At 65.6% G+C, this 21708-nt stretch carries 19 protein-coding genes; 7 read left to right on the plus strand and 12 right to left on the minus strand.

Going from position 1 to position 21708, the window contains the following annotated elements:
• Positions 1 to 692 precede the first annotated feature (692 nt).
• A complete protein-coding gene (locus FBR05_05165) occupies positions 693 to 1349 on the minus strand; it encodes an ATP-dependent protease (protein MDL1871573.1) in 657 nt (218 codons plus the stop codon).
• A 125-nt stretch (positions 1350 to 1474) separates the two neighbouring features.
• Between FBR05_05165 and FBR05_05170 the strand changes: the two genes are divergently transcribed.
• From FBR05_05170 to FBR05_05180, 3 genes are read left to right on the plus strand one after another with little or no spacing between them, the layout of a single operon-like run.
• Positions 1475 to 2551 (plus strand): hypothetical protein, encoded by a 1077-nt coding sequence (locus tag FBR05_05170; GenBank protein ID MDL1871574.1) that lies wholly within the window; start codon positions 1475 to 1477, stop codon positions 2549 to 2551.
• A 9-nt stretch (positions 2552 to 2560) separates the two neighbouring features.
• Positions 2561 to 3661 carry an NAD(P)-dependent oxidoreductase gene (locus tag FBR05_05175; GenBank protein MDL1871575.1) on the plus strand — a complete coding sequence of 367 codons (1101 nt, stop codon included), beginning with the start codon at positions 2561 to 2563 and terminating at the stop codon, positions 3659 to 3661.
• Complete coding sequence (locus FBR05_05180) at positions 3654 to 4187, plus strand: hypothetical protein (protein ID MDL1871576.1); 534 nt, start codon at positions 3654 to 3656, stop codon at positions 4185 to 4187. Before FBR05_05175 ends, FBR05_05180 begins: the two co-directional genes overlap by 8 nt.
• On the opposite strand, the gene FBR05_05185 is transcribed toward FBR05_05180, so the two are convergent.
• Both FBR05_05185 and FBR05_05190 read right to left on the minus strand, forming a co-directional pair.
• Positions 4184 to 4861: a class I SAM-dependent methyltransferase gene (locus FBR05_05185; protein ID MDL1871577.1), complete on the minus strand. Its 678-nt coding sequence runs from the start codon at positions 4859 to 4861 to the stop codon at positions 4184 to 4186. The genes FBR05_05180 and FBR05_05185 overlap by 4 nt on opposite strands.
• A 3-nt stretch (positions 4862 to 4864) precedes the next feature.
• Positions 4865 to 5239, minus strand: coding sequence for a methylglyoxal synthase (locus FBR05_05190; protein MDL1871578.1), 375 nt, complete (start codon positions 5237 to 5239; stop codon positions 4865 to 4867).
• 29 nt (positions 5240 to 5268) lie between these two features.
• Between FBR05_05190 and FBR05_05195 the strand changes: the two genes are divergently transcribed.
• The 3 genes from FBR05_05195 to FBR05_05205 are packed head-to-tail and all read left to right on the plus strand — an operon-like array spanning position 5269 to position 8351.
• On the plus strand, positions 5269 to 6600 hold the full coding sequence (locus tag FBR05_05195; GenBank protein MDL1871579.1) for an NAD(P)/FAD-dependent oxidoreductase: 1332 nt from the start codon (positions 5269 to 5271) through the stop codon (positions 6598 to 6600).
• 3 nt (positions 6601 to 6603) lie between these two features.
• Positions 6604 to 6870, plus strand: coding sequence for a TMEM165/GDT1 family protein (locus FBR05_05200; protein MDL1871580.1), 267 nt, complete (start codon positions 6604 to 6606; stop codon positions 6868 to 6870).
• Between the two features lie 44 nt (positions 6871 to 6914).
• Complete coding sequence (locus FBR05_05205; GenBank protein MDL1871581.1) at positions 6915 to 8351, plus strand: aspartate ammonia-lyase; 1437 nt, start codon at positions 6915 to 6917, stop codon at positions 8349 to 8351.
• Positions 8352 to 8370: 19 nt separating this feature from the next.
• On the opposite strand, the gene FBR05_05210 is transcribed toward FBR05_05205, so the two are convergent.
• The 9 genes from FBR05_05210 to FBR05_05250 form a co-directional block, all read right to left on the minus strand.
• The gene (locus FBR05_05210; protein MDL1871582.1) at positions 8371 to 9093 is read right to left on the minus strand and encodes a hypothetical protein; all 723 of its coding nucleotides are present in this window, start codon (positions 9091 to 9093) and stop codon (positions 8371 to 8373) included.
• A gap of 5 nt (positions 9094 to 9098) precedes the next feature.
• Positions 9099 to 10196: a hypothetical protein gene (locus FBR05_05215; protein MDL1871583.1), complete on the minus strand. Its 1098-nt coding sequence runs from the start codon at positions 10194 to 10196 to the stop codon at positions 9099 to 9101.
• Between the two features lie 4 nt (positions 10197 to 10200).
• Positions 10201 to 11865, minus strand: a complete 1665-nt coding sequence (locus tag FBR05_05220) for an FAD-dependent oxidoreductase (protein MDL1871584.1) — start codon at positions 11863 to 11865, stop codon at positions 10201 to 10203.
• Complete coding sequence (locus FBR05_05225; GenBank protein ID MDL1871585.1) at positions 11838 to 13346, minus strand: polyamine aminopropyltransferase; 1509 nt, start codon at positions 13344 to 13346, stop codon at positions 11838 to 11840. Before FBR05_05225 ends, FBR05_05220 begins: the two co-directional genes overlap by 28 nt.
• Before the next feature lie 4 nt (positions 13347 to 13350).
• Positions 13351 to 13566 (minus strand): DUF350 domain-containing protein, encoded by a 216-nt coding sequence (locus tag FBR05_05230; protein ID MDL1871586.1) that lies wholly within the window; start codon positions 13564 to 13566, stop codon positions 13351 to 13353.
• Between the two features lie 161 nt (positions 13567 to 13727).
• Positions 13728 to 14948 (minus strand): DUF4178 domain-containing protein, encoded by a 1221-nt coding sequence (locus tag FBR05_05235; GenBank protein ID MDL1871587.1) that lies wholly within the window; start codon positions 14946 to 14948, stop codon positions 13728 to 13730.
• Positions 14938 to 15570, minus strand: coding sequence for a DUF4178 domain-containing protein (locus FBR05_05240; protein MDL1871588.1), 633 nt, complete (start codon positions 15568 to 15570; stop codon positions 14938 to 14940). The genes FBR05_05235 and FBR05_05240 overlap by 11 nt, the downstream gene beginning before the upstream one ends.
• A gap of 67 nt (positions 15571 to 15637) precedes the next feature.
• Positions 15638 to 19342 carry a hypothetical protein gene (locus FBR05_05245; protein MDL1871589.1) on the minus strand — a complete coding sequence of 1235 codons (3705 nt, stop codon included), beginning with the start codon at positions 19340 to 19342 and terminating at the stop codon, positions 15638 to 15640.
• A gap of 294 nt (positions 19343 to 19636) precedes the next feature.
• Complete coding sequence (locus FBR05_05250) at positions 19637 to 19957, minus strand: NifU family protein (GenBank protein ID MDL1871590.1); 321 nt, start codon at positions 19955 to 19957, stop codon at positions 19637 to 19639.
• A gap of 772 nt (positions 19958 to 20729) precedes the next feature.
• Here FBR05_05250 and FBR05_05255 point away from each other — a divergent pair.
• Positions 20730 to 21686, plus strand: coding sequence for a hypothetical protein (locus FBR05_05255; GenBank protein ID MDL1871591.1), 957 nt, complete (start codon positions 20730 to 20732; stop codon positions 21684 to 21686).
• Positions 21687 to 21708: the final 22 nt, after the last annotated feature.

The following is a 21708-nucleotide window of genomic DNA, read 5'->3' on the forward strand; positions in this document are numbered from 1 at the left end:
GCTCTTGGAGCGGAAGGCGCCGAAGGAGTCGAGGCGCCGAAGCTGGAACCCGATCCGCTTGAGGCCGACGATCCGGAGCCGCCGCCGAAAGTCGGGCGGGAGATCGCGCCGCCGCCGGAGCCTTGAAAGGCCGCCGTCGGCGCGGGCACCGGCGCGGCGGGCGCCGAGAAGGCCGGCGCGGGAAGTGCGGGCGCCGCAACCGGACCGCTGAAATCTTGTAGGGACCTTTCCGGACGACGCGGAGCGACCGGCGCCGGGGGAAAATTCGGCGAGGTGGTCTCGAAGGCCGCTTCGCGCGAGGCGCCGACGACCGGGCTGTCCGATCCTGGTTTTTTTGCATCGAGAGGTTTGGTTGGGGTGGCGGGGGCCGAGGGCCTTTCGGGGGCCGCGGCGACCGAAGGGGCCGTCCCGCGACTTCGCTCCGCAGGCGCCGCGGATGAAATAACGCTTCGCGTCGCAATCTGCCGGGATTGGGCGCTCAGGAAGGCCCAGGCCTTACGGCCCTCCGGGGCGCTCTTCGACCCCGAACCGCAGGCGCCGAGCCCCAGGCCGACCAAGGCACAGGCTATTGATATTAATCGAGATTTTACCCAGAAGCCCCGCATCGGAGAACCCCATCCGCCTTTCGGCCCTCAACCCACCTATATTATCAGCAAAAGGGCCCTAAAAATTGCGAGCTTATTGAATTTTCCTCAGATCATCCCGGGGCCGTGGGATTTGGATTTCAGCAGGCTCTCCTTGCCGATCCAGGCCTCGACGGCCTTGAGCCGCGCCTCCAGGGAGGGAAGCTCGAGCATCTCCTGGCTGACCAGCGGATCCTCCACCAAGTGGGTGGCGAGGAGGTGGCAGAAAATCTCGGGGTCCTCCAGGCGATTGATCGCGGAGTGGTAGGCCTCGGGGAGGTCGCGGTAGACGGGCAGCAGGGGGAGGAAATTCTCCCGCAGTCGCTGCATGACGGGGGCCAGCTTTTCCTTGGCCTGCCAGTCCTCGTCGGGCCACAGCGCGACGGCCGCCCGGCGGTAGAGGCGGTCGCCGGGGATCTCTTCCAGCAAGCGCACCCTTCCCAAGCCCTGCAACATGATCTGAAAGCGCCCGTCGTCCAAGCGCTCGGACTGGGTGATGGCGCCGAAGCCGAAGACCGGGAATATCTCAGGCCGCCCTTCGTAGTCCTTCTCGTAGCCGGGCTTGAGCAGGGGAATGCCGATCAGGCCGGGCCCTTGCAAGCAGTCCTCCACCAATTGCCGGTAACGCGGCTCGAAGACGTGCAGGGGCAGGACCATTTTGGGAAAAAATACCGTACGCGGCAGCGGAAAGAGCGGCAGCGCCTTCAGCGCCTCCAGCATCTCCATATGAACCTCACCTCGAAAAATCGCCCCCGCCCTCGGCGGAAAGCCGGCCGGCGCTCTCTCCGCAGACCCGGGAATCCTTGAAATCGGGCAATCTATCCTATTTAATGGCGGCGGACAAGCGCCCCATGAGCTTCCCCCGCCCGCCCCTTTCCGTCCTCGAGCTGACCGGCACGGCGTCCGACGTCGCCTTCGCCCTGGGCCGCGCGCGCCGCCGGGCCGTGCCCGGCCGCATCGCGCACTGGGACCGGCATCTGGCCGAGCGCTTCGCAGGGCGCCGGGCCTTGCAGAAGGACCTGGAACGCGCGCTGCTCCGCGAGGCCCGCCGCCAGGCGCCGCGCTACCTCGAGGAGATTCACGCCATGGCCGAGGGCGCCGGGGTCGGCTTCGCGGCCCTGTTTCGCCTGAACCTCACCGAGCTAAGCGTCTTCTCGGAAAAGTGCACCGACCTGATCCTCCCGATGCGCGTCCCGGGCGGACAACGCATCCTCCTCGCCCACAACGAAGACTGGGACCCGAGGCGCAACGACTGCTTCGTCCTCAAGGCGCGGCTTCCCGAAGTGGAGTACGCGGTCCTGGCCTACGACGGCTACCTGCCGGGGCTCTCGGCGGGGATGAATTCCTTCGGCCTGGCGCACTCGGTGAACTACCTGCGGCCCAAGGACTTCCGCGTCGGCCTGCCGCGGATCTTCCTAGCGCGACATCTCGTCACGGCGCGCGACATCCCGGATTGCCTGAGCTTCCTCAGCGGATCGCGGCGCGCCTTCGGCCAGGCGATCCATTTAGCGCAGGGTTCCCGCTATCTCGGGATCGAGCTGACCGCGAGGCATACGGCCCTCCGCCGCCCTCGCCTGCCCGCCTGCCACAGCAACCACTACCTCGCCGCGACCTTGCAGCGCTTCGTGCCGCGGGGTCTGCCCTCTTCCGTCGCGCGCCTGCGCCGCGCGCGACAATTGCTACGGGAGGCCGTTCCACGCTTCGCCGCCGGGCCTCCGGCGCCGGAACAGGCCCGCGGTCTGGCGCGCCGCATCCTCTCCGACCGCCAAAGCCTCCCCTGGGCCCTATGGCGCGAGGCCGATCGCCCGGAGGAGAGCTCCGCCACCCTCGCGGCGGTCCTGGTCGGGACCAACCGCTGGGGCCTGGAGGTCCATCGCCGGCGGCCGGTGGAAAATAAGGCTATCCGCATCGAAATCGATCGCCCATAATCCGGGGCCATGAGCGCCCCCTCGCCCCCGCCACGGCCGAGGCACTGCCTCGTCACCGGCGCCGCCGGATTCATGGGCTCCTACATGGTCGAGACCCTGGTCCGCGCCGGGCACCGGGTGCGCGCGACCGATATTATCCCCGCCTCCGGAGAAGACGAGCCCAAGGCCGGGCGCTACCCCGGCCTGCTGCGGCGACTGGGCGCCGACTACCGGAGCGCCGACTTATGCGCCGCCGACAGCTGGAAACCGCTTTTGGAAGATGTCGATTGGGTCTTTCACATCGCCGGGCTCTTCGATTACAGCGCCCCGCGCGAGGCCCTGTTTCGCGTCAACGTCGCGGCGACGCGCGGCCTGCTGGAGACCCTAAGCGCGAAGGGCGGCATCGAGCGGCTGATCCTTTGGGGCGCGGGCGGGATCTACGGCCGCCCCAAGCCCGACGAGCTCCCGCTGCGGGAAGACTCCCCCAAGCGCCCGCCCAACGCCTACCTGCAATCGAAGTGGGAGCAAGAGCTCCTGGCGCAACGCTACTTTGAAGAGAAAAAAATCCCCTACACCTGCCTGCGCCCCACCGGCGTCTACGGGCCGCGCGCGGTCTACGGCATGGGACGCATGCTGGCGCAGATGGCCGCGATGAAGAGGATCCGCATCCCCAAAAATTTCCTCGGCCGCATGCCGCTGGTCCACGCGGCGGACGTCTGCCGCGCCGCCCTCTTCCTCGCCGAGCGCGCCGAGGCCGCCGGCGAGGCCTATCACCTCGCGGACGACCGGCCCTACCGCAACGTGGAATTTTTCCGAATGCTGGCCGAGCTGCTGGGCAAGCCCTTCGCGACACTGCCCCCGGTCCCGCCCGGCCTGCTGCGCGGCCTCGCCCTGGCGGCCGCGACGTTGGAGAACTTTTACGCCAAGCGCCTCGCGCACCGCCGCCCCAACTTGGAGAAGGACACGATCTTCATGCTGGGCGCGGATTTTTGGTACTCGAACGAGAAGCTGAAGGGCACGGGATTTCGCTTCCAGTACCCCGACAGCCGGGAGGGCCTGCGCGAAACCTTGCAATGGATGAGGGAAAAGGGCTTAATCCCAACATCTTCCTTAGCGGAAGGAGGTGGTTAAGACATTTATCATCGATGAACCGGTTCTGTTGAGCATCGGCTTTTTAAGCGCCCTCTTCCTCCCCAAGGGCTGGAGTGGGAGTGTGTTCAAGACCCGCGCCTTTTGGGCGGGTTCCTATCTCGCCTTGGGCTTCATCGCCCTCGCCGCCTACGGCTACTTCCTCGCGCCGGATTGGATGTTCATGTACTTGATCCCGGCGAAGAATGTCCCGCCTTGGTTGGTGGGCTATGCCCTCGTGCTCTATTACTTCCTCTTTTTGGCCGGCTTCCTCGCCGCGCCCCACCTCGGCGCCCTGCACCCGAAGCTGCCTTGGCTTGCCTTGCTCTTCGGCATTATCGCCTCGGTCGCGGTGGTCCTGCCGCTGTTGCCGGCCTACCAGGTAGTCGCGAGCTTCGAGGAATTTCACCGCGGCGCGGGCGTCCCCCTCTCGGAGTCGGAGGTCTCGCGCAAGACCTTGCTCCCCAGCATCCTCCTCTTTGTATCCGGATTCGCTCTCCTGCTTTGGGCGCGGCGCCAGAAGGTCTAGGGGCGGCGCCCACCGAAGACCGCGAAGAGTTTGTCTTTGAAGTGACAGTCGACTTGGGAAAAGCCCGCCTCGCGCAGCCAGGCCAGTTGCTCCTCGACCGTCGCGAGGATGTCGATCGCGGTGCGCTCGAGGGCCTGCGCGACCTCCGCCTCGGTCAAGCCCGCGTCGCGCATGCCTTGGATCCACAGCTCCCAGTAGCGCGCCTGCACCTGCGGGTCGGCGGCGCGGACGAACTCGGCATTGAGAAAGCATCCGGAAGGGGCCAAATTCGCGAAGACCTTGCGGTAGAGCTCGCGTTTCGCCGCGTCGCTCAAGTGATGGATGGAGAGCGAGGAAACGATCAGGTCGTAGGGCCCCTCCCAATCGGCGGCGGCGTAGTCGGCGACAAGATAGCGCATCCCCTCCGCCTCCGCGAAGCGCTGCCGGGCCTTGTCGAGCATCTCGGCGGTGAAGTCGATCAGGGTATAGCGCGCCTTGGGAAAGCGGTCGCGAAGGAACTGCGTCAGCAGTCCCGTCCCCGCGCCCAAATCGAGGACGCGGAATTCGCCCTCCGGCGGAAAAGGCGCCATCGCGACGACGCTTGCGTAGAAACCGTCGAAGCAGGGAATGAGCTTGCGCCGGTTGCGATCGTAGCGCTCGGCGATCTCGCGAAAGGTCTTTTGGACTTCCTCCACGGGTTAAATTCCCCCGATGAGGATTTTAGCCGTGGCGAGGTTGGTGGCCAAGGGGACGTTGTGCACGTCGGCCAGGCGCAGCAGCATGAAGATGTCGGGCTCGTGGGGGTGGATGCCCAAGGGGTCGCGCAGGAAGATCACGCCGTCCAGGCCGCCCTCGACCATCATCGCGGCGATCTGGGCGTCGCCGCCCTTGGGGCCGCTCTCCATCTTTTCGACCTTGAGGCCGGCCTGCTCGAGGTAGCGCCCCGTCGTGCCGGTGGCGACGATCTGGAATTTTTGGATCTGCCTCAGGTTGTCCTTGACGAAGCCGACCATCTCGGCCTTTTTCCCGTCGTGGGCGATCAGGGCCAGGCGCTGCTTTTTCGCTTTCTTCATGGCCCGTTTCCCTACAATATTGTCGGGATATGCACCAACAGGAAAAAAATACCCGGCCGAAGGCCCTCATCCTCGGGGGCGGCTTCGGCGGCCTCTACGCCGCCCAGGCCTTGAGGGGCGCCCCCGTCGACGTAACGCTGGTCGACCGCCGCAACTTTCACCTCTTCCAGCCCCTGCTCTACCAGGTCGCCACGGGAGGCTTGTCACCCGGAGACATCGCCTCGCCCCTGCGCGCCATCCTCAAGCGCAGCCGAAACACCCAGGTGCTCAGCGCCGAGATCGAGGACGTCGACCCCAAGGCCCAAAAGGTTTATTTGAGCGACGGCGAGCTGGACTACGACTACCTGGTCGTCGCGACCGGCGCCAGCCACCCCTACTTCGGCCACCCCGAGTGGGAGTCGCTGGCGCCCCCGCTCAAGACCGTCGAGGACGCCCTCGAGATCCGGCGCCGCATCTTCCTGGCCTTCGAGACCGCCGAGCGCGAGAGCGACCCGCGGCGGCGCCGCGCCTGGCTCAACTTCGTCGTGGTCGGCGGCGGGCCGACCGGCGTCGAGCTGGCGGGCGCCCTGGCCGAGCTGGCTTTCGGCACGCTCAAGGGCGAGTTCAAGCGCATCGACACCCGCGACGTGAAGATCTACCTCCTGGAAGGCACCGACCGCGTCCTGCCGCCCTACCCGCCCAAACTCTCCGCCAAGGCGGCCGCCAAGCTGCACAAGCTCGGCGTCGAGGTGCGCACCGAGAGCTTCCTCACCCACATCGAGGCGGGCTCGGTCACGGTGAAGCGCGGCGACCGCTCCGAGAAGATCCCGACCCACACCGTCCTCTGGGCGGCGGGCGTAGCCGCCTCGCCGCTCGGCAAAAAAATCGCCGCGCGCAGCGGCGTCAAGCCCGACCGCGCCGGACGCCTGCCGGTGGAGCCCGACCTGAGCCTCCCCGGCTATCCCAACCTCTTCGTCATCGGCGACCTGGCCCTCTTCACGCACCAGGGCGGGAGCCCCCTGCCCGGCGTCGCCCCCGTCGCGATGCAGCAGGGGCGCTACGTCGCCAAGGTCCTGGAAGACCGGATCCGCCTCAAGGACTCGCCGCCCTTCCATTACTTCAACAAGGGCAACCTCGCGGTCATCGGCCGCAACGCGGCGGTGGCCGACATCGGCTTCCTCAAGATCAACGGCTTCTTCGCCTGGCTGATCTGGGCCTTCGTCCACATCCGCTATCTGATCGAATTCGACAACAAGGTCCTGGTCCTGATGCAGTGGGCCTGGAATTACTTCACCCGCAACCGCGGCGCCCGCCTGATCACCGGCGAGCACTTGCTGCCGCTGCTCGAGGCCGCGCCCCAAGCCAAGAAGAAAACAAGGTAAGCCATGAAAGCCATGCTCCCCGTCTTCCTCAGCGTCTTCCTGGCCGAGCTGGGCGACAAGACCCAGCTCGCCACCCTGCTCTTCGCCACCGAGCGCCAGCTGGCGCGCTGGCAGGTCTTCGCTGCGGCCTCCGCCGCCTTGGTTCTGTCGACCTTGATAGCCGTTCTCATCGGAGAACAATTGACCGCCCTGATCTCGCCCAAGGCCCTCAAGATCGTCGCCGGCCTCGGCTTCGTGGCCATCGGCGTCTGGACGCTGTGGAAGGGCTGATTTTTTGTTGCCAAGGCGGGGGCGTCTGAGTAAATCCCCGCACCATGAAAAAATCCTCCGCCAAGCCCTCTTCCACCCATCGCGTTGAAAAAGATTCCCTCGGGGAAAAACAGATCCCGCACGGGGTCTACTACGGCGTCCAAACCGCCCGGGCCGTCGACAACTTCCCGATCAGCGGCTGGCGGCCCCACCCGGCCTTCGTCGACGCCACGGTCCTGATCAAGAAGGCCGCCGCGACGGTGCACGGGGCTTTGGGCCTGATTCCGAAAAAACACGTCGCCGCCATCGTACGGGCCTGCGACGAGATCTTGGCCGGCCAACACCGCGAGCACTTCGTCGTCGACGTCTTCCAGGCCGGCGCCGGCACCAGCCACCACATGAACGTCAACGAGGTCCTGGCCAACCGGGCCAACGAGATGCTGGGCGGCAAGCGCGGCGCCTACAGCCCGATCAACCCCAACGACCACGTCAACATGGCGCAGTCCACCAACGACGTGATCCCCACGGCGATCCGCATTTCGGCGTTGTTGTTGAAGGACGATTTGCTCTCGGCCTTGGGACAGCTGCAAAAGGCCTTCGCCAAGAAGGCCAAGGCCTGGGACAAGATCGTCAAGTCGGGACGCACGCACCTCCAGGACGCGACGCCGATCCGGCTGGGGCAAGAATTCGGCGGCTACGCCTCCTGCCTGGCCAGCCACCTGGCCTGGGTGAAAGAAGCCTTCCAACCCTTGACCTCGCTGGGCCTGGGCGGCACGGCCGTCGGCACCGGGATCAACAGCCATCCCAAGTACCGCCCCATGGTCGCGAAGGAGTTGGGCCGCCTGATCGGCGAGCCGCTGAAGCCGGCCAAGGACTACTTCGAGGCGATGCAGTCGATGTCGCCCTTCGTGCATCTCTCCAACGCCCTGCGCAACCTGACCCTCGACCTGATCCGCATCGCCAACGACCTGCGGCTCTTGGCCTCGGGCCCGCGCACCGGCCTCTACGAGATCGTCCTCCCGGCCGTGCAGCCCGGCAGCTCGATCATGCCCGGCAAGGTCAACCCGGTCTTGGCCGAGATGACCGACATGGCGGGATTTTTCGTCCTGGGCCTCGACACCACCATCGCCTACGCCTCGCAGGCGGGACAGCTCGAGCTCAACGTCATGATGCCGATCATCGCCTTTTCTTTAAGCTGGGAGCTGAGCATCCTCACCAACACGATGAAGGCCCTGGCCACGAAGTGCGTCGACGGCATCGTCGCCTTCCCCGACCGCTGCCGCTACTACGCGGAAAACTCCGTCTCGATCGCGACGGTGCTCAACCCCATCCTGGGCTACGCCGCCACCGCCGAGATCGTGAAGAAGGCGGTCGCCACCGGCAAGCCGCTCCGCGAGCTGCTGGTGCAGAGCAACCTGACCGACGCGCAGATCGAGCAGGTCTTCGACCTCTACGACAGCACCTATCCCAATTTGAAGGGCGGAACGAAGGCAGGGGGGTAAAATCGGGCCGGCGGGTCTACTACCGAGCGATTTTATAGCGTCTCGCCGCTTCGCGCGGCTCCTTGAGTTCGTCGCCTTCCGGAAATTCCTCGGTCAATCGATAGATCGTTTTGGGACTCAGCCGCTTTGCAGCGACCTCCAGCAAGGCCCCCTGAACCGCCTCAAAACCGCGGCTCTCCAGGCTCAAGCAGCTCCCCTCCCCCTCAGGGCTGAAATGCAGCGTTAAATAGTTCTCCCCCTCGCAGGCGTTGCAGGAATAGCCGGCGGGATCGAAGTCATGTTCTTGAAAGATCTCGGCGTCGCGCGGCAGCAATGCGCGGAGCTCCGCCGGAAAATCGCGCCGCGCAAAGCCCACCAAGACCGACTTCCGACACCCTCCCCACGAGGCCAGCGCTGAGACCTCTCCCTCGCTTTCGCGCCTCAAGGAGAGCTCGGTCGTCCATTCCGGCGTCTCGTATAACGAAGCGACGACCGCATCGTCGCCAAACTGCTCCTTTAGCCAAGGGACCAAGGCCTTCAAATCGCCGCTCCCGCAGGTGCTCAGCATCAGGCGATCTCGCCAAACGAGGAGGCTGGATTCGGCCAGCAAAAAGGCGCGGACGGCAGGCGCGCGGTCCTGCCGCAGGATGCGCACGCGCGCGACCGAGGTCAGCTCTCGCCAAAAGGCCTCGGGCTGATCCAGGAGGCTCAAGCCGGGGCGCAGGACCAAGGCGAGCTTCTTTTCCAGGTAAAGTGGCTTCATATAGTTTAGGCCGCCAACCTTTCCTCCGCCGGCGAGGCCTGGGTCCACTCGAGATCTCCGCGCCTCATTCGCCAGATGAATCCGTCCAAGACATAGTGCGTCGCCTGCGGGAGGGCCAAGAGGGGGACGAGGACCGCCAACAGGGAAGCATCTTGAAGCGCGGGCAGGCCTTGGAACCACGGGAACAGCTCCGCCTTGTCCCGCCATAAGAGCCCGTGCCACAGGCCTTCTTCCATGTATGCCAAGAGCCAGAGCAGTCCGAAAAATAGCGGCAAGGCCGCCAGGGCGTAGGCCCCGCGCCGACTGGTCGAGGCCGAGAGACGCCGCTCCCCGCTGCTCCAAACGAGGGCGACGTAGGGAATCCCGTGGGCCACGACGTTGGTCAGGGTGAAGGCGAGATCGCCGTTCAGCCAGACGATCCCGACATACCAGGACAAGGCGGTGCCGGCCAGCAAGAGCTGTTTGGGCCAGTTCCAGGACCGCGTCTTTCGCCAGGCCAGGATCTCCTTCACGGCGTAGGCCGCGAGGGCCCCGACATAAAAGGCCGCCGTCGCCCGTTCCACCCAAAGCGGGAGGCCGGGAATAAAATCGCCCGAGATCAGCCAATCGAAATTCCGCGGCAGATGAGCGTGCCAGTAGACGATGGGGTAGAGGGTGGCGAGATAGATCGCCGCGGCGTCGATCGCGCGACCGGGGCGCGTGGAGGTCTCGCGCCGGGCATAGATCCTCAGAAAACCATACTGCTGCCGGATGAAGTGAAAGACGGCCAGGTAGGCCAGGGCCGACCAAAAGAGCTTGTCGTCGCTCGCGTAGAGCGCGACGCCGGCCACCCAGCACAATAGCGGCGCGAGCCGCAAAAGCGTCGCATGCCGGGCCCGCGCCTCGGGGTCGGCGTAGGTGCGGTAGAGCGTGGCATAGACGTGGGCGACGTCGATGCCCAAGACCAGGACCAGCCAGCCCCAGAGCGGGATCGGCGGGTCCTGGTCGAAATAGCCGCGCAGGGCGACGACCGCCAGGGCCGGCAGGGCCATCGGCGCGAGGATGAAGGCGGCGTCGAAGCCCGGCGAACGGATCCAGGGAGTTGGAGGGGAAGCAGTCTTCATCGCTTTACGCCGGCACCTTCTTTCCCAGGGATTTTAGGACCGCGTCGGCCGCCGCGATCCCGCGCTCGTGGGCTTCTTCGAAGAGCGACATCCCGCTCATGTCGCTGTGCGCGAAGTGCAGGCCCGGTAGGCCGCGCCCGGCGGCCGCGCGCGCAGGCCCCCACAAGAAGCCCGGCTCGGGACGAATCATGCCGTGGCCCCAGAGCCAGACGTCGAGGTGCTCCGCCTCCTCGCGCAGCTCGGGGTGCGCGCGGCCTAAGTCTTCCAAAATCATTTCCCGCCACTCCGCATAGCTTCGGCCCAGGGCCGCGCGGCGCGCGGCGACGGGGGCCTCATGGTCCAGGGGCCGATAGTAGGTCAGGACCGTCGGTCCCGGGACGCTCTTCAGCCCTTGGTGCGTGGCCACCACGTAGCCCAGACCGGGGCTCTCGTAGAGGACGTTGTCCCAGGCGAGCGGCGCCCCCTTCCCCCGCGGCGGGCGCGGCAGACTCAAGTTGGCGACGAGCCAGGGGGCATAGTGAAAGGCCGCCAAGGCCTCGGGCCGGGATCTTTGATATTCTTCGACCGTATACGCGGCGGTGAAGCGCGGGGCCGCGTAGATCACCTGATCCGCCCTAAGCGCCCGAGTCTCGTCGCCCCGCGCGTCCCAATACTCGACCCGGCGGCCGGAACCCTCGGCGGCGACCTTGTAGACCACGGCGTCGCAGCGCAGCCGATCGCCGCAGGCCTCGCGCAGGCGCCTCGCCAGCCAGCCATTTCCCTCAGGCCAAGTCAGGACGGTATTGGGCTCGGCGTTCGCCGCCTGGCCGCGGCGCCCGGCAAAATAGTGGATCCCGGCCCAGGCGGAGACCTGATCCGCGGGCGTCCCGAAGTCGTCGCGGCAGCAGTAATCGACGTACCAACGCAGCGGCCGAGAGCGAAGCCCCTCGCCTTCCAACCACTGCGCCATGCTTTGGCGATCTAATGCTAGAAACTTCCGATCTCGCGAGCTCAAATCGACGGGAATCGCGAAGGCCCAGCGGCCGTCGCCCCCCTTCGCGACGCCGAAGGCGGCCATCTTCTCGTGGAAGCGGGCCATCTCGTCCCGCTCCTCGAAGCTCAGGCCTTCGCGCGGGACAATGCCGCTTTGCCAGGCCCCTTGGAGGAACAACCGTTCTTCCGGCTCGGCGCACAGATAAAGCTCGTGGTAACGAGGCCGGCCGGCGGCATCGAAGCCGGAGACCACGCCCAACTCTTGAAATAGCCGCAGGACCGATTCGGACTCGGGATTGGCCAGGGGGACATAGTGGGCGCCCCAGGGGTAGGCGGAGATCGCATTCTCCCCGCCGCGCGAGTTGCCGCCGCTCGCCTCATCTAATTCCAAAAGGACGAAGTCCTCGAAGCCGGCCTTGCGGAGCCGCCAAGCGGCGGAGAGCCCCGCGATCCCGCCGCCGACGATAACGCAGGAGGCCTGCTCGACGCGGCTGGGCGCCGGAAATCCGCCCGCGCGCAACCGATGCGCACGGGCCGCGTCGGCCCCGCAGATCCGCCCGGGAATCTCGCGGCGCGAACCGCCCAGGCGTCCGCAGGCCGCCAGCAGCCCCGCGGCGGCGATGCCGACGCCGAAGCCCTGCAAAAAGCGCCGTCGGGTCCAGAGCGGCTTCATCCGCCCCCCGGATACCGGGCCCATTCCTCCTCGTAGTACCGGACCAGGGCCTGGTTGTTGAGTTGGTTGACTTCGGTCTCCACGGGGGCCATGTCGGGCGGAAACTCCGTCAGCCCGGGCAGCATGGACTCGCGCAGGAATTTCAGGTCGGCCGGCAGGGCCCGCCCCGCCGCGACCCTGGGCTCGTCCCTCCCCGCCAAGATGAAGCCCCACTCGCCGAAGGAAGGCACGTAGACGTGGTACGGCAGGGTCTTCAGGCCGACGCTGTTCAAGGAACGGTTGACGCACCAAAAGGACTTACGCGCCACCAAGGGCGAGGTGCTCTGCACGACCGCGAGGCCTTCGGGCGCCAAGAGGCGCTCCAGTTCGCGGTAGAAGGCGGTGGTGTAGAGCTTGCCCAGGGAGAAATTGGTGGGATCGGGGAAGTCGACGACAATGAAGTCGTAGCCCGGCGCCGCCTGCTTCGCCCAGATGAAGGCGTCGGCATTGACCACGCTCACCTTGGGCGAGCTCAGGGCGCCGCCGTTGAGTTTAGTCAAGAGCGGCTGGGTCTGGAATAGATGGGTCACCTCGGGGTCGAGATCGACCAGGGTGACCGACTCCACCTCGGGATATTTCAGGATCTCGCGCACGGCCAGGCCGTCGCCGCCGCCAAGCACTAAGACTCGCTTGGCCTGGGGGACGGCGCGCAGGCCGACGTGGACCAGGGCCTCGTGGTAGCGGTATTCGTCGCGGGAGCTGAATTGAAGATGCCCGTTCAGGTAGAGCCGCATCTCGTCGCCTTCGGAGGTCAGCACGATACGCTGGTAATCGGAACTCTTGGAGAAGACGATGCGTTCGGAGAAGGCGGCCGTCTCGGACCATTCCTGGATCCGGCCCGAATAGGCGAAGCCCAGCCCGAGCAGGATCAGCACCAAGGTGCCCGCGCCGCGCAGCAGCTTGGGCCAGCCCAATTGGTTCCGAAACAGGTGCAGGGCCCAGAGGGCCACGAGGACGTTGAAGATCCCGAAGAGCAGCGAGGTCCGGATCAGCCCCAGGCGCGGAATCAGGAGCAAGGGGAACAAGAGCGAGGCGACCAGGGCCCCGATGTAGTCGAAGGTGAAGACCTTCGAGACGAGGTCCTTGAACTCGAAACGGTCCTTCAGGATGCGCATCAGCAGCGGGATCTCGAGGCCCACCAAGGTGCCGATCAGGGCCACCATCGAGTACAACAAGGTACGAAAGCCAGTGACGTAATGAAAGCTGGCAAACAGAAGGGCCGCGGAGAAGCCTCCCACCAGGCCGATGATCAGCTCGACCTGGATGAAGACCGCCACCAAGTTGCCCCGGACGTATTTGGAAAGGTAGCTCCCGATCCCCATCGAGAAGAGATAGACGCCGATGACGGTGGAGAACTGCGTCACCGAGTCGCCCAGGAGGTAGCTCGCCAGGGTGCCCGCGACCAGCTCGTAGACCAGGCCGCAGGTAGCGATCACGAAGACGGAGAGCAGCAGGAGGTAGGACATGGCCTCAGTGCACCGCCATGGCGATGATCAGGCACATCCCCAGCGAGACCGCGCCGATGACGATGGCCAGCGCGGTGTTGTGCTCCTCGATCAGCTCTTTCCACAAGGAAAAAGGCGCCATGCGATTAAAAACCCAAAAACTCAGCCCGAACAGCACCATTCCCAGGACCGTAAAAACCGCGGCCCCCACCAAATTTTGCAAAATTCCGTCCCATTGCATCGTCGCCTCCTTTATTTATGGCTGAAACCGTAGCCGCCGCCGGAACCCATTTGGTTCAGGGTGCGGAGAAAAAATTTCGACAGGACGAAGTTCGTCCGGTTGACGCCGCCCAAGCCGGCCAGGACGATCGCCCCGAAGATCAAGTATCTTTTCATAAGGCCCTACTCTTCCGCAAAATCACTTTGCATCCAACGCGTGGTATTAAAACTCCACCGGCGAAATTTCAGCCACAGCGGATAAAGCCAAAGCAGGAGCCCCGCGCCGACGAAATTCGACCACTGCGATCTTTGCGGGATCAATTCGACCCGAAACTCCCCCGACATCGGCCAGGGCCCCGAAAAGGGTTGCAGCGTCACCTGGTAGTCCCCGTCGGGCAGGTCGGCGATCGCGCTGACCGCGGTGGCCCCCTCGGCGGCGTTTCGGAATTCTTGGAAGACCCGATAGGTGTCGATGCCGGTCGGGGTCTTCAACTGGACATCCAAGTTGAGATAGGACCCCGTATAACCCGTCACCTTGGTGCGGAGCAGAAAATCCAAGCCGCCGGCCCGCACGTGGGCGAGCTTCGGAAACTTCCCCCCGGCGGCCTTCAGGCCGGCCGCGCTCGCCACCTCTACATAAACGGGGTCTTGGCGGCCGGAGCGATTCGTCCCCAACTGGACCAAGAGGAGCAGCAGGGTCATCACCACCGCGGTCCAGAAATACTTGCGGTACTTCGCGTCGTGGGGCGAGGGCTGGTTGGGGGCGACACCGATGCGCGCCGGCATCGCTTTGATGCCGAAGGCGGCCTGGACGACCTCGGGCTCGACGTACTCGCCGATGGACCAGACCTCTTCGCCGGCGTCCCACTCGCGGGAGAGCATCTCGGGCGGGTTGATGAAGTCCTGGACGGAGACGCGGTCGCCCTTCTTCACCCGCCAGTAAAACTCTCCCAGGACGTAGAGCACCTGGGCCTCGCCGGTGAGAAAGAGCTGATAGGATTTATCGAGATACTGCGCCGATTTGTCGCGCCGGTGCGGCTTCTGCTTGGTGGAGATGACGTAGTTCCAGTGCCCGTCGGCCTCGACCAGCCAGCGGTAGCCGATGTAGGGATTGAAGAGGAGGTATTCGCGCCACTTGTATTGCCCCGTCCCGTCGGCGCGCTGCATGAAGCCGATCATCTCGTAGGTCTCACCGTGGAACTTGCCGCGGGCGCCGAGCGGGATCAACGGCTGAAGCCGGGTCTTCTCCTGCGACTGGATCAGGAGCTGGACCTCGGGGTTGGAGACGTCCAGGACGGCACCGCAATGCCCGCAGACGAGGGTGATCGAGAAGCCGGGGGCGCGCCACTGAACGGCCCCGCCGCATTGCACGCAATTCAGGACTTTCGCCTTCTCACCAGCCATCCAGCTCCCTCAAATTTTTCATCCTCAGGTCCGGCAGCTCGAGGTACTCGCCGACGTAGAGCCGCGTCTCGCCCGCGGCGAATTCCAAGGTGGCGAAGCGCCCGTCCGGCCCGCTGAAATCCACGCCGACACTCTTCTCGCCGGGCTTGAGCAGGAAAGGCAGCTGGCCGGCGATGCCCTCGACGACGGCCTCGCGCCGGTCGTCGACCTGGTAGCGCTTGCTTCCCAGCTCCCACACCGTGCCCACCTGTAACTGCTCGAGAGTGGGGATCGGCTTGGGCAAAGGCCCCGGCCTCGAGACCGAGTAAAAACCCTGCGCTTCCGCGAGCCAGGCCTCGCCTTCGTCGCCAAAGTCCATGAACCACTCGTTCCAGGCCCCTTCGGCCCAGCGGCGCCGGATACGGCCGGTCAGCACGAAGGACTTGCCGCCGTAGCTGCCTTCCGAGCCGATCTGCAGCGGCGAGTAGTCGTCCTGCAACAGGGCCACCTGCCCCAGGCTCTCGAGGTGGAGGTCCTTGCGCACCAGCATCGAGCCGCAATAGGGGCAGACGGCGTAGAACAGGGCCTTCGAAGGAAAAGGCACGGCGCCGCCGCAGGAGCTGCATGGGAGTTGAAGGGCCACGGTTACCTCGGGATGGGCCTAAGCTACTTCAACAACCCCGGATTTGAAAACGAATTTGAAGGGTCCGTCATTTTTTACCCGCCGCGGCCGATCGCCTTCCGCCCCGCTCCCAAAGGAGCTGGAACTCCCTCCCCTCGAAGACGGCGCCGGAGACCTTTTGCCGGAAACTTTTACGGGGATAGGCGCGCTCGCGGATCGCCTCCAACATGTCGGCGCGGTTGGACTGCTGGTTCTCGTCGGCCATCAGCAGCACCGCGTCGTAGCCCTTCGCCTCGGCGACCCGGGAGAACTCGCGCTCGACCGCCCGCAAAAGGTCGCGGTGGTCGATCGCCCAGGAGGCCCGCGGCTGCAGGCCCAAGATCAGGACTTCCTTCCCGTCCAAGGCCGCCTTTTGCACATAGACCAGGCCCCGGAGGCGCCCGTCGGAGACCATCCGTAGCAGCTGAAAGTCCGGCCTAAAGATCGCCCTTTGTCGATCGGTATTGCAATCCTCCGAGACGAAGGCGAAAAATCGGTCCGCTTCCGTCTTGGAAGGCAGGAACTCCACTTCGACCGGCGCGCCTTCCTCGCGGCGCAGGCGGCCGAGCTCCGCCGCCAACAGCTGGCGTTGCCTGCGAAGCGCGGGGATCTCCTCGGCCTTTAGGCCCAAGGCACCGAAGGTCTCCGCCACCGAGTCCCGGTAGAACTCCTCCAAGGCCTTCAAGCCCTCGCCCAGGGCCTTCGAGCTTAAGTCTCGACCCCGCAAGGCGGAAATGCGCGCCGCGAGAGGCGAGCCCTCGAGGCGACGCCAGGCCAGGAAAAGACCGAAGCGGAGGATCAGCTCCCGGACCGCCGGCAGCTCGCGATGCGGCCACAACTTCGGCAGCAGCCCCTCGGCGGCGGCCGACATCGCGGGGAGGCGCAGCTTCTCCCAGCCTTTCGGGAAGGCCGCCTTCACCTCCTGGCGCACAGCGCGCAGTTCGGAATGACGCGCCTGAATGAGCGCGTCCAGGTCCTTGCGAAAGGCCTCGAGCTCCGCCGGCTTCTCCAGCGGGGCCAAGGCCTGGGCAATCTTTCCCTTGTCGACCCGCCCGTGCAGAGAGACCTGCGTCCGAAGCTCGGCGCGAAAGGCCTGGGTCAAGAAGGGAGGCGGCGGCGCCTTGCCGCGAATCCCCCGGCGAAAATCCTCGAAGCCCAGCCCCTCCCACACCTCCAAGGCGGCGTAGGCCAAGAGCAGCTGCCGCTCATGCCCCGGTTTCGGGCTCCCGCCCCGGCGAAAGGCGCTCAAATCCGCTCCGGCCTTCGCGAGAAAGGCCTCCGGCTTGGCCGCGCGCAGGTAGGCCTTCCATAAAATCGGCTCCAAGGGCAGCCCCGCCCCGAGGTAGGTCGCGTAGCGGAAAAAGTCCCGGCCCTCGGCTGACTCGGTGGAGGCCGCCAAGGCCTCCTTGGGGATCCGCTTCTCCACGCTTTGCAAAAATCGAATCGGGACCTCCGCAAGGGCGACCTGACTCAAGGCAAGTCTCAGCAGCTCCGCCGCCGGCCTCGCCTCCAAGGCCTCCGCCATCTCGGAGAGCTGCTTCCAGACCTGATCCCGCACCGCGGCGGCGGGGTCCGAGTGGCGCGCCAGCAGCCGCTCGGCAACCGCCAAGCGCTGTTCCGGAGGCAGCCCCGCCGCCAAGAGGCCCCAAGCGGCGACGGCGGCCTCGCGCGCCTCGGCGGAGCCGTCGCCCAGCGCCTTCTCCATGGGCGCCGCGGCGGCCAGGCGTTCGGAGACCGGGCTCGCCATCGCCAGTTTCCAAAGGGTCTGCAGGGCAGTCATGCGCAGGGTCAGGCGACTGTCGTCGAGAAAGCGGGCCGCCCAAGGCAATAACTCCGCGCGCTCCCGGGCCGAGAAATTCCCGCTCCACTCGCCCAAGATTTCCAAGGCCGGAATTTGGTAGGGGCCCTTGGGGGCCTCCGCCAGGGTCTGCAGCCTGGCGAGCATGGCGCCGCCGTCGACGACCGGCAGTAGCGGAAAGATCTGGCCGAGGGTCTCGCGGCGCTCCCCGGACCCGCCCGCTTCCTCTTCGAAGAGCCGTCGTTCGACGACCCGCGCCACGGCAACTCGCTCCCCCGGCGACAGAAATGACAGGGCCCGCGGCAGGACCGCGACGGGGGAAAGCTCCAACTCGGACATCCGCGACTCCAAGGCGAGGACGTGAGCTAGGCGTCGCTCCGGGGGCAAGGCTTCGGTGAAGGCGCCCAGGGCCTGAAAGGCCTTGGCCGGCAGCCAATCATGATCCGCCTCGGCGACGCGCCGCAAGGCGGGCAGAAGCCCCTCGGCATAGGCCGCGGAGGCTCGCGGGGCGTAGGCCGCGAGGCTTTCGAGCGCGGCCTCGACGACTCGCTCCTCAGGGTCGGCCAGCTTGCTCTCCAGCTTGCGCAGGATGGGCAAGGCCTCGCCCTCCGGAAGTTGGGGCAGCAGGTGCCGCATCATGAGGGCAGCGAGCAAGGGCGGCAATTCACCCTTCGCGTCGAGGCGTTTTTCCAGCTTGGCGGCGAGGTAGGAAATATCCTCCGCTCGCAGCCGGGACTCGAATTCACCCCAGCGCTTTAAAATCGTCCAGGCGATGTCGAGACGCGGATGGTCGAGGAGCCTTTCGACTTCGCCGCGAACGCCGGGGGCTCGCGAGGGGCGGCCCGAGCCGCTGCCGAGGGAATAGGAATGTTGGGGCGAACCTGGCGATCGTCCCGCTGGGCCCGACCGCGCCTCACCTTGCCAACCCCGTAGGGGCCGTTCCCCCCGTAAAGGGGGACAAGCGCGAACGGCCCCTATAGAGGCGGCAAAGTTGCCGAAATTCGCGTCGGGCGGATTCAGGCGGGGCATGTCTTGCGCCTGAACCCGCAACCCCAGCTCCCGCTGAAAGGCCGCGAAGCGCCGCCCCAACAGCCGATGCCCCAGATGCGCCCCCACGCCCAAGCTGAGCATGGAGGCCAGCGTGTCGGTGAGCGTCGTCGCCCCGTCGCGGGCGGGACGCAGACCGAGGGCTTCTTCCAAACGGTGGGCGCCCAAGAGGCCGAGGAACATCGCGGACTGCGAGGTCGCAACGCGGCCGGCCCCCAGCAGGCCCACGGCGCGTGAGGCCACACCGTAACGGTCGATGCCGTGCAATTTGCGAAAGGCCGTAGTCCCCGCCCGGCCGAAGGCCTTGAGCGCCCCCAAGGTCAGGGCGGCGCCGGCCAGATCATGGCCCAAGCCGGACGCTTCGGCGCGGGGAGCATCGCCGAGACCGCGCAGGGCCCGACCGGAGAGCGCGAATACGGGGACCTCCGCCGCGTATGCCGCGCCGGCGGCCAAGATCCGGGCGCCGGCCCCTCGGCTGTACCAAGCGGCACGCGCGGTTCCCGCCAAGCGCCCCAGCGCGGCGGCGCGCACCAGGCCGTAGACGGTGGTCCCGGCCAGCATGGGAAGGATCGCCCGCGGGTCGGCGGCGTCGCGGGTGAAATTTTTGAGAAGGAATTCGAAGCGCGGGGCGAAGGCGCCGAGACCTTGGATCGCGTGGAGCCGCTCTTGCGCGAGGATCCGTAGGGGCCGTTCGCGCTTGCCCCCCTTTACGGGGGGAACGGCCCCTACAACCGCAGCATAAACATCGACCGCCGCGCCATCCCTACCGTCCGCCTCCAGCCTTTTTCCCAACCGAAGCAAGTCCTCGAAAAATAAATTTGGGTCACCCTCCCCGGCCAAGGCCGCCAACTCCCGCCGCTCGCCCTCGCTCCACCGCTCCGCAAGGCCGCTTTCCAAAAGACGGCGCACGAATTCCCGCGCGGAAAAGCCGCCCTGCTCTTCCGGGCTCGCCCCCGATTCCGACCTCGCAAAAGACCCGCGGGTGGCCGACGAAATAAAAATGGAATTACGAGAAATCCCCAACCGAAACCTCGGCACGGAGCCGCGGCAGGCGCGCAAAGCCGCCGGCGACTCAAGACAACCGTGAATTGTTCGGGGAAAAGCTGAGAAAAATAAGAACTCAAGCGCCGCCCCGGCACCCGAGCCCTCGGGCCCTTATCGCTGGGCCAGTCCTAACGTTGCTATAGGAATCGCGCCCGCCACTTAGGCGGGGATATTCAGCGTATGGTCTTCCACGCCCTTGATCTCGGGGATCAGGCGCATCAGGTGGTTCTTGATGCCGTCCTCGACGGTGCGCTTCTGCGCGCCGCAGCCGAAACAGGCGCCGGCCATCTTCACCTTCACCACGCCCTCTTCCACCGCCAAGACCTGGATGTCGCCGCCGTCGCGCTTCAGGCCCGGCCGAACGTCGCGATCCAAGACCTCGAGGACCTTGGCGATCAGCTCGCGGTCGACGCCCTGCACCTCGCCGGCGTCCAGGGCCTTCACCTCCGGCTTGACCAGGGGACCCTTGTAACCCGCCATCCCGCCCAGGGCGTTGAAGACGTGCAGAAAGCCCTCCTTGGCCAAAAGCTGCGCCGCCGTCACGCCGGTGTTGCCGTTCGCGCAGACGGTTAGGACGGGCCGAGTCTTGTCGGCCAGCTCGCCCACGCGCATCAAAAGCTGGTTTGCCGGGATGTGCTTGGCCTCGGGGATGTGGCCGTTGCTCCAGCCCTCGTCGCCGCGCACGTCGAGGATCAAGAGATTGGGCACCGAGCGGATGAAATCGGGGACCTGCTCCTTCGGGATCTCGCTGTAGGGAAGTCCCGACAGGACGCTCTGCGCCGTGGGGGCCAGGCCGGCCAGCATGGCGGCGACCTGCTGGCGCAGCACCTTGAGCTGGTGCTCGTGCCGGCGCTGTTGCTCTTCCAGTTGCTGCGTGAGCTGCTCGACCTTTTGGGCCAGTTCCTGAACCTTGTCCTTGCTACCGAACATCGCGACACCTCATAGGGCCAATGGCTTAGGCCCGGTGGATGCGCGGCGGGAGGGCAAGCTTCGCCCTTAACCGCGACATCCTTACTTATTTTAAAAGGGACGCTAATCTCTTGTGCTTTGGCGCGCTTGTCAAGGGGGCGAGGCGTTTGATTTTCGACCGGTACGGGGGTCGCGCCGACCGAAATTCGGCAAGAGCCAATTAAAATTAATAAATGAACTATTTTAGTTATCTATTTATTTTATAAATACTTTTTTGTTTTATTAGATGGCGCAGACCCGATGGCAGAGGAATTGAAAAAACCTCCGGCAAGGAGGAATTCCTATGATCCTAAATACTATTGGCGGCTTTTTCCGCTCCATCACCTTCGGGGCCACCGCGGCGCAGGCGACCCCGCCAAGCCAGACCTCACCCGTTCCCGGCGCCTCGCAATACCAATCGACCTCGGGTTCCATCCCGAAGGAGGCCCGGGGGGTGATCGCCCAGGTCCGAAACCAAATCGCCCGCTCCCTCGCCCATCCCGACCCCCAGACGCTGTCCCGCTTGGTCGAGGTCAACCAAAAGCGCCAGGCCAAGGGCCAAGCGCCCATCGATCTGCAAAGGGTTACGAAGCAACTCGAGGCCATCCAAGAAGACCGAGGCCTAAGCGCCAAGGAAAAGAAGCAGAAGGTCGAGGCCCTGCGCAAGGCCTTGGGGCTCTCCAAGGGCGAAATGAAGGGGCTCTTCACCCAACGCCTCGGGCGTATCTATAAAGAGGCCGAAAAATCCCTCGCCGCCTTCCAAAAGGCGAAGGAGGCGCAGCTCAAGGCTGAGCTGAAGCAGGCCGAGGCCCTGCACGGAAAAAACAGCCCTCAGGTCCAGGCCGTCCACAACAAGCTTCAGGCCCTTCACGCGCAACTGGATCCGGAGAAAAAATGCCTGGCGGAAAGCGGCGGCTTCTACCGCTCGCTGTACCCGGGCTTTTGGAGCAAGCTGGGCGGATTTTTCAAAAAGATCGGCGCGGGATTTTTCAAGGTCCTCGGCGGCCTCGGCGCGGTCTTGCGCTTCCTGCCCGGCGTGGGCCCGCTCGCCTCGCGGGTCTTGGGCTCGGTGAAGTTCCTCTTCCAGGGATTTCGCGTCGACAAATTCTTCAAGAACCTCGGCAAGGGCGTGCTCGACACCGTCCGGGACTGGAAGACCTTCCTGCCGATGATCCCCGGCGTCGGCACCCTCGCCTCGGTAGCAGCCACCGGAATCGAGGCGGTCCTCAAGGCGACGCGCTCTGGAGCGAAGCCGTTCTAACGGTGAACTCATTGTTTACTAG

This window comes from Deltaproteobacteria bacterium PRO3, assembly GCA_030263375.1.
Classification (GTDB): Bacteria; UBA10199; UBA10199; order DSSB01; family DSSB01; genus DSSB01.